Origin of the sequence: Sphingobium sp. C100 (assembly GCF_000508185.1) — a bacterium.
Lineage (GTDB): Bacteria > Pseudomonadota > Alphaproteobacteria > Sphingomonadales > Sphingomonadaceae > Sphingobium.
In genome coordinates this window covers 1-6,624 of record NZ_AYOY01000051.1, presented here as the reverse complement: position 1 = coordinate 6,624, position 6,624 = coordinate 1, and the positions used below count along the sequence as shown (strand labels likewise).

Here is a 6,624-nt window from a genome sequence, read left to right as displayed (position 1 = left end):
GGCCAGCCAGTCGGGCCGATGGGCGATATAGGACCAGGTGCGCGCCGCCGCGATCCGGCCCGACAGCGTGTCGATGTCGCCCTGCACCGAATCGAGGCGCGCCACCTGCTGCGCGAACCAGTCGCGCGGGATGTGGCCCCCGGACCCCGGACTTGTTTCCGACAGGAACCGCCAGATGCGCGACACCATCCGGGCATGATGGTCCGCGCCCAGTTTCTGGAAATCGGGCAGTTCGCAGGCGGCCCAGAGCCGTTCGACCTGCCGCTGGCCCCTGGCGCGCTCGATGACCATCGGGTCGTCCGCCAGCCGCCGCAGCACCGCCAGATCCACCGCTTCGGGCGCGGCGCGCAGTTCCGGCCGCTCCGGCTTTTGCTCCAGGTCGAACAGCAGATGGTCCAGCCGGTCGGTGCGCGGCGTGCCGTTGCGCCAGAATAATTGTTCGACCGGCGGGAAGCGATGCGCCTCGATCGCTTCTATCTCCTCGGGCGTGAAGGCGGCGTCGCCATCCTCATGCCCCAGGCTGCCGAAGGTGCCATCCTTGTGATGCCGCCCCGCGCGCCCCGCAATCTGCGCCATCTCGCTGACGGTCAGGCGGCGGCTGCGGCGGCCGTCGAACTTGCGCAGCGAGGCGAAGGCGACATGCGCGACGTCGAGGTTGAGGCCCATGCCGATCGCGTCGGTAGCGACCAGATAATCGACTTCGCCATTCAGGAACATCTGCACCTGTGCGTTGCGGGTGCGCGGGGACAGGGCGCCCATCACCACCGCCGCGCCGCCCCGGAAACGGCGCAGCATTTCAGCGACGGCGTAAACCTCCTCAGCGGAAAAGGCGACGATGGCGGATCGCTTGGGCAGGCGCGACAGCTTCTTGGCGCCGGCATAGGACAGGGTGGAAAAGCGCGGCCGGCCGATGATCTCCACATCGGGGACCAGCGCCTTGACCATCCGGCTGATGGTGGCGGACCCCAGGATCATCGTTTCCTCCCGACCCCGCGCGCGCAGCATCCGGTCGGTGAAGATATGGCCGCGTTCCGGGTCGGCGCCCAGTTGCGCCTCGTCCAGTGCGACGAAGGCGAAATCCTGTTTCGGCCCATGTTCCCGCCCGCCGCTGATCGGCATGGATTCGGCGGTGCAGAGAAAATAGCGCGCGCCCGGCGGCACGATCTTTTCCTCGCCGGTGACGAGCGCGACCAGGCTGGCGCCCTTGATCGCCACCACCCGGTCATAGACTTCCCGCGCCAGCAACCGCAGCGGAAAGCCCATCATGCCGCTGGAATGGCCGCACATGCGTTCGACCGCGAGGTGGGTCTTGCCGGTATTGGTCGGGCCCAGGACGGCGGTGATGGGCGAGCGGGCGAAGGAAACCATGACGCGGCCTATGTCGGGCATGGGGCCGCCAGGGGCAAGGGCAAAGGGGTTCGGCCGTGGCGCTTTGGCGGGAAAGGGGGCCGGCGCTCGGCCGGCCCTGGGCGGCAAATGCGGCCCGGAGCTGAAACCTTTGCCGTTTCAAGCGTTGAATCCGCAGGCAAATCGAGGATCAGGCTCATGCAGACCGCATTCGGGACGGCACGTCCGTCATTCGCGAAGGGGTATAGCCCGCTTTATCATGTCGGAGAGACGAACCGTTGTCCCTCCTGCACCCGCCAGCACTGGATCGTCGGCCGGATGGTTGCCGAATGCGCCTTTTGCGGGATGGCGCTGCCGCTGGAGCAGTTCAGCACCTATGGCAGCAGCCCGCGCATCGAGCGGACCGGCCCGGTTTCCAACCAACTGCCCGAGGAATTGCGCGCCATTTCCTGAGGCGTCCGGTTTTCAGGCCCGAATCGAGAAAAGGCCCGGCGCGATGCCGGGCCTTTTTTCTGGTCATAGCGCCTCAGCGGTCGCGGTTGCCATAGGCGGTGCTGCTGCCGGCAAAGCCTTCGCTGCTCCAGCCGCCGTCCCGGCCCTCGGCCCGATCGCCGAACATGGCGCTTTGCTCGCGCTCGGTGCGCCACGCCTCATGCGCCTGGTCCGCTGTCTTCTCCAGCGTGACCTTGGTCGCATCGACCGACCTGATCCAGTTTGACGGAATGGAGTGATGGACGCCGCCGGCATCCTGGTCATTCTTGGTCAGGATGATGCGGTCGCCCCGGCATTTATCGACGGTGCCGACATGTTCGCCGTCGCTGCCGACCACGTCCATATGCTCCTTCACCTGGCCGATCGCCTGGCGCTGTTCGCCACGGCGGGTGCGCCAGCTGCCGAACTCATTGTTGAACCGCTCGCGATGTTCGCGCTGATATTCGGCATAGTCGCGGTCGAGTTCGTCGATCCGCTGCTGGCGCCATGCCTGATAGTTGCTGTCATGGTGTCGGCCGAAATCCTGCTGCGGGCCATAGCCGCGGATGCGATTGCCATGATCTTCATTGCCAAAGCCGCTGCGTTCATTGATGTAGGGCGCATAGCCGCGGTTCGGCAGATAGTCGCTGCGCGCGGCGGAGGCGTAGCCCATGCGGCTGGACTGGTCGCGCGGATCGCCATAGGGGCGATTATAATATTCATCATATTCGCGCCGGCGCTCGGCTTCGTCATCGCCGAACCAGCTTTTTATCTCGTCGCCGGCCCGGTCGAAAAAGCCGCGCTCTTCCGGATCATAATCCTCGGGCGTGCGGCGATAGTCGGGACCGCCGAACTGGCCGCGCGTGCCATAGCGATAGCCGCGTTCGTCGCCCCGGCCCTCGCGCTGCCCGCGATAGCGGTCGCCCCGGTCCCAGCCGGTGGCGTAACGATCATCACCATAGCGGCGTCCGCCTTGGTAACCCATGGTCCTTCTCCTTGTCTGTCAGTCAGGCGACGCACAAAATAGCGTCGTCGCTTTCTTCAATGAGTGGGCGCGGCCATCGTTCCGGGCGTTACGGGGGAGTAATGTCCGGCGCGGGAACCGCCCTGGCGCGTCGCCTGCGCGCCCTTCACCGGCTCTGCCTTGCGCGGGCGAGACGCAGGATTTTTTGCGCAAAAGACCGTTGCATGGCCGCAATCGCTCGCTTATAGGCAGCGCTCCTTCAGGGGCCTTAGCTCAGCTGGGAGAGCGCGTCGTTCGCAATGACGAGGTCAGGGGTTCGATCCCCCTAGGCTCCACCAACCCTTAACGGGGTTGTTCCCGAAGGACTTTACCGCCGGTGCGACAAGCGCCTAGAGCGGTGTCCATGACAAAGAAGATGGATGGGGACGGCGTCAGCCGGCCCGCCGCGACGGTCGTGATCGTCCGCGACCGCGCCGATGGCGCACCCGAATTGCTGATGATGGAGCGCGCCGCCACCATGGCCTTCGCCGCCGGCGCGCTGGTGTTTCCCGGCGGCGCGGTGGACGAAGCGGATCGGGCGCTGGCGGCGCGGGCCGGCACCGGCCTGCCTCTGGATGAGGCGGCCGCGCGCATCGCCGCGATTCGCGAGACGATCGAGGAGGCGGGGCTGGCGATCGGCTTTGCCGGAGCGGTGGTGGACGCAGCGACGGTCCTGCGCCTGCGCGACGGGCTGCATGGCGGCCGGACGCTGGGCGAACTGCTGGAGCGGCACGGACTGGAGCTGGCGCTCGATGCGCTGGTGCCGTTCGCCCGCTGGCATCCCGCGCCGTTCGAACAGGTGCGGCGCGTCTATGACACGCGCTTCTATCTTGCCCGCGCGCCGCAGGGACAGGTGGCGAGCGTCGACACGACCGAAAATGTCCAGCTGTTCTGGAGCAGTGCGGCGGCCACCATCGCCCGGTGCGACGCGGGCGAGGGACAGATCATCTTTCCGACCAGGCGCAATCTGGAACGGATCGCCCGCCATGCCAGCCATGAAGAACTGGTCGCCCACGCTGCCGCCTTTCCGGTCGAAACAGTGCGTCCCTGGCGGGAGGAACGCGATGGCGAGCCGCATCTGTGCATTCCCGATCATCTTGGCTATCCCGTCACCTCGGAACCAATGAGGCGGCTCCGGCGTGCTTAAGGGATGCGAAAACTGCATCTGACGTTGCGCCGCCTGCTTTTCCTAGGCGGCTTTGTGTGCCTGGCGCTCCTGGCCTATGCCTGGCTGCGCCAGCGGCCGCAGGATCTGCCCTGGACCGATCTCGACCTGGCCCAGCCGGTCGGCCTGTTCACCGGGCGCAAGCTTGCGGCGCTGACGGGCGACCCGCAGCGGTGCAAGGCGCTGCTCGACCGGGCGGGCGTCGATTATGTCGCGATGGCGCCGGGCGGCGCGGACCAGTGCGCCTATGCCGACGCGGTGCGGCTCAAGCGGGATGCCGATGCGATCGCGCTGGTCCCCGCCGCGGTGGCGCCCTCCTGTCCGGTGGCCGCTGCGCTCAAGCTGTGGGAATGGCAGGTGGTGCAGCCGGCCGCCCGGCGTATCTACGGCCAGCCGGTGCGCGGCATTCGTCATTTCGGCAGCTATAGCTGTCGCCGGATGTACGGTCGCAGCCAGGGCGATTTCAGCGAACATGCGACCGCCGACGCGATCGACGTCGCGGCTTTCGTGCTGAAGGACGGGCGGCAGGTCAGCGTGGCCAAGGACTGGCAGGGGGAGGGTAAGGACGCAGCCTTTCTGCGCGACGTGCGCGATGGCGCGTGCGACCTGTTTTCGACGGTGCTGTCACCCGATTACAATGCGGCGCATCGCGACCATCTCCACCTCGATCAGGCGGAGCGGGGCGCGATGGGCGGGCGGGCCTGTCGATGAGTTTTGCAAATCCTCGCCCGCCAGGGGAGGATTAGGGGTTACTGCCCGAACCCGGCCTCGCGCGCGACGCTCACCGCCTCACGCGCCGCCGCCAGCAGGGCGCCGCTCTTGGCCTCGCACTCGCGCTGCTCATATTCGGCATTCGAATCCGCGACGATGCCCGCGCCGGCCTGCACATGCATGACCCCATCCTTCAGCACGGCGGTGCGCAGCACGATGCAACTGTCCATATTGCCGTCCGGCCCGAAATAGCCGACCCCGCCCGCATAGGCGCCGCGCGTTTCCGGCTCCAGCTGGGCAATGATCTCACAGGCGCGGACTTTGGGCGCGCCCGACACGGTGCCGGCGGGGAAGCCCGCGAACAGTGCGTCGATCGCGTCCTTGTCCGGCGCCAGGCGGCCGACCACGTTCGACACGATATGCATGACATGGCTGTAAAATTCGACATTGTAGCTTTCCGTTACCGTCACCGTGCCGGCGGCGGCGACGCGACCGACATCGTTGCGGCCAAGGTCCAGCAGCATCAGATGTTCGGCCCGTTCCTTGGGATCGGCGAGCAGGCTTTCGCGATTGGCGGCGTCCTCGACGGCATTTTTCCCGCGTGGGCGCGTGCCGGCGATCGGCCGGATCGTCACTTCGCCATCGCGCGCACGGACCAGGATTTCGGGGGAAGAGCCGATCAGCGCGAAGCCCGGCAGGTCGAGATAATAGAGGAAGGGCGACGGATTGATCCGCCGCAGCGCCCGATAAAGCGCGATCGGCGGCAAGGTGAAGGGGCTGGTGAAACGCTGCGCCAGCACGACCTGAAATATGTCGCCCGCGACGATATAATCCTTGGCCGCATCCACCATCTGCGCATAGCGGCCCGGCTCCAGCACCGGCGTCACGTCAATGTCGGCGATCCGGGCGGGCGCGGCAGGAGCGGGGAGCGGCGCGGCCAGCCGGGCCGCGGCGGCGTCGATCCGCTCCAGCGCGGCCGCAACCGCCTGATCGGCGTCGGCAAAGCTGCCCTTCCACACCGGCGCGACGATATAGAGCGCATCGGCAAGGCGATCGAAAATCAGGATCACGGTCGGCCGCACGAACAGCATGTCGGGCAAGCCGATCGGATTGGGGGCGGGGCGGGGCAGCTTTTCCACCAGCCCGACGGTCTCATAACCGAAATAGCCGACCAGGCAGGCGAGCGCGGCGGGCAGGGCGGGGTCCATCGTGGCGCGACATTCGGCCACGAGCGCCCGCAGCGCGTCGAGCGCACCCTGGCTTTCGGGGACGAAGGCATCGCGATCGGTCGCCCATTGGCGGTTGATCTCGGCGTCCTGACCGTTCGCGCGGAAGACGAGGTCGGGGGCGAGGCCGATCAGGCTGTGGCGGCCGCGCACTGCGCCGCCCTCCACCGATTCCAGCAGATAGTCGCCGCGGTCCGGCTCGAACAGCTTGAGCGCGGCGGAAATCGGCGTGTCGGTGTCGGCGATCCGCCGCCGCCACACCAGCGCCGATTCGCCCCGCGCCAGTGCCGCACGGGCGCTTTGCACGCCGTCCTGCGCGCCGCTGGCCGCCATGTTACTGACCGCCGCTGTTGGTCGCTGCCAGCGCGCTGCGCACTTGCGCCACGGCGTTGGGATTGCGGGTGACGTCCAGCTCCTTTTCGACCGCGCGCTCGAACTGCTCGCCATATTCCTGCCCGATCACATCGCCCATCTGGTCGCGCACCTGGGCCAGCAGCTCGGGATTGCCCTTGGCGTCGCCGCGCTCGATCTTGGTCAGCTGGACCACGAAATAGCCGCGTCCCCCGCTGATCGGCAGCGTTTTCACGCTATTTTCCGCCATCGAAAACAGGATGGCGACCTCGGCCGGCGGGCGTTGTTCGCCGCGCATGATGTCGGCGCGGCGGCCGCCCAGCGTCTGGGGCGCGGGCAGCCGGACGCCC

At 67.4% G+C, this 6,624-nt stretch carries 6 protein-coding genes, 1 tRNA gene and 1 pseudogene; 4 read left to right on the top strand and 4 right to left on the bottom strand.

Annotated features, from left to right (window positions below; translation table 11 throughout):
* The coding region (locus tag C100_RS29920) for a helicase-related protein (RefSeq protein WP_442800307.1) at nucleotides 1-1,368 on the bottom strand (1,368 nt) is incomplete at its 3' end.
* Between the two features lie 177 nt (nucleotides 1,369-1,545).
* Between C100_RS29920 and C100_RS29915 the strand changes: the two genes are divergently transcribed.
* Nucleotides 1,546-1,800, top strand: coding sequence for a hypothetical protein (locus C100_RS29915; protein ID WP_024018722.1), 255 nt, complete (start codon nucleotides 1,546-1,548; stop codon nucleotides 1,798-1,800).
* Nucleotides 1,801-1,873: 73 nt separating this feature from the next.
* Here the strand turns inward: C100_RS29915 and C100_RS29910 are convergent, their stop codons facing one another.
* Nucleotides 1,874-2,803 (bottom strand): DUF2171 domain-containing protein, encoded by a 930-nt coding sequence (locus tag C100_RS29910; RefSeq protein WP_024018721.1) that lies wholly within the window; start codon nucleotides 2,801-2,803, stop codon nucleotides 1,874-1,876.
* 241 nt (nucleotides 2,804-3,044) lie between these two features.
* Between C100_RS29910 and C100_RS29905 the strand changes: the two genes are divergently transcribed.
* The 3 genes from C100_RS29905 (at nucleotide 3,045) to C100_RS29895 (ending at nucleotide 4,697) form a co-directional block, all read left to right on the top strand.
* A tRNA-Ala gene (locus C100_RS29905) sits at nucleotides 3,045-3,120 on the top strand.
* Between the two features lie 65 nt (nucleotides 3,121-3,185).
* Entirely contained in the window at nucleotides 3,186-3,968 is a 783-nt protein-coding gene (locus tag C100_RS29900; protein ID WP_024018720.1) for an NUDIX domain-containing protein, read from the top strand.
* A gap of 3 nt (nucleotides 3,969-3,971) precedes the next feature.
* Nucleotides 3,972-4,697: an extensin-like domain-containing protein gene (locus C100_RS29895; RefSeq protein WP_024018719.1), complete on the top strand. Its 726-nt coding sequence runs from the start codon at nucleotides 3,972-3,974 to the stop codon at nucleotides 4,695-4,697.
* 38 nt (nucleotides 4,698-4,735) lie between these two features.
* Here the strand turns inward: C100_RS29895 and trpE are convergent, their stop codons facing one another.
* Nucleotides 4,736-6,256, bottom strand: a complete 1,521-nt coding sequence (gene trpE / locus C100_RS29890; protein ID WP_024018718.1) for an anthranilate synthase component I — start codon at nucleotides 6,254-6,256, stop codon at nucleotides 4,736-4,738.
* Nucleotide 6,257: 1 nt separating this feature from the next.
* Nucleotides 6,258-6,624: pseudogene (locus C100_RS0124095) on the bottom strand (peptidylprolyl isomerase); the annotation flags it as partial.

Coding starts and splice junctions, on each gene's coding strand:
- C100_RS29915 (WP_024018722.1), top strand. CDS start 1,546: ATGCAGACCGCATTCGGGACGGCACGTCCGTCATTCGCGAAGGGGTAT.
- C100_RS29910 (WP_024018721.1), bottom strand. CDS start 2,803: ATGGGTTACCAAGGCGGACGCCGCTATGGTGATGATCGTTACGCCACC.
- C100_RS29900 (WP_024018720.1), top strand. CDS start 3,186: ATGACAAAGAAGATGGATGGGGACGGCGTCAGCCGGCCCGCCGCGACG.
- C100_RS29895 (WP_024018719.1), top strand. CDS start 3,972: ATGCGAAAACTGCATCTGACGTTGCGCCGCCTGCTTTTCCTAGGCGGC.
- trpE (WP_024018718.1), bottom strand. CDS start 6,256: ATGGCGGCCAGCGGCGCGCAGGACGGCGTGCAAAGCGCCCGTGCGGCA.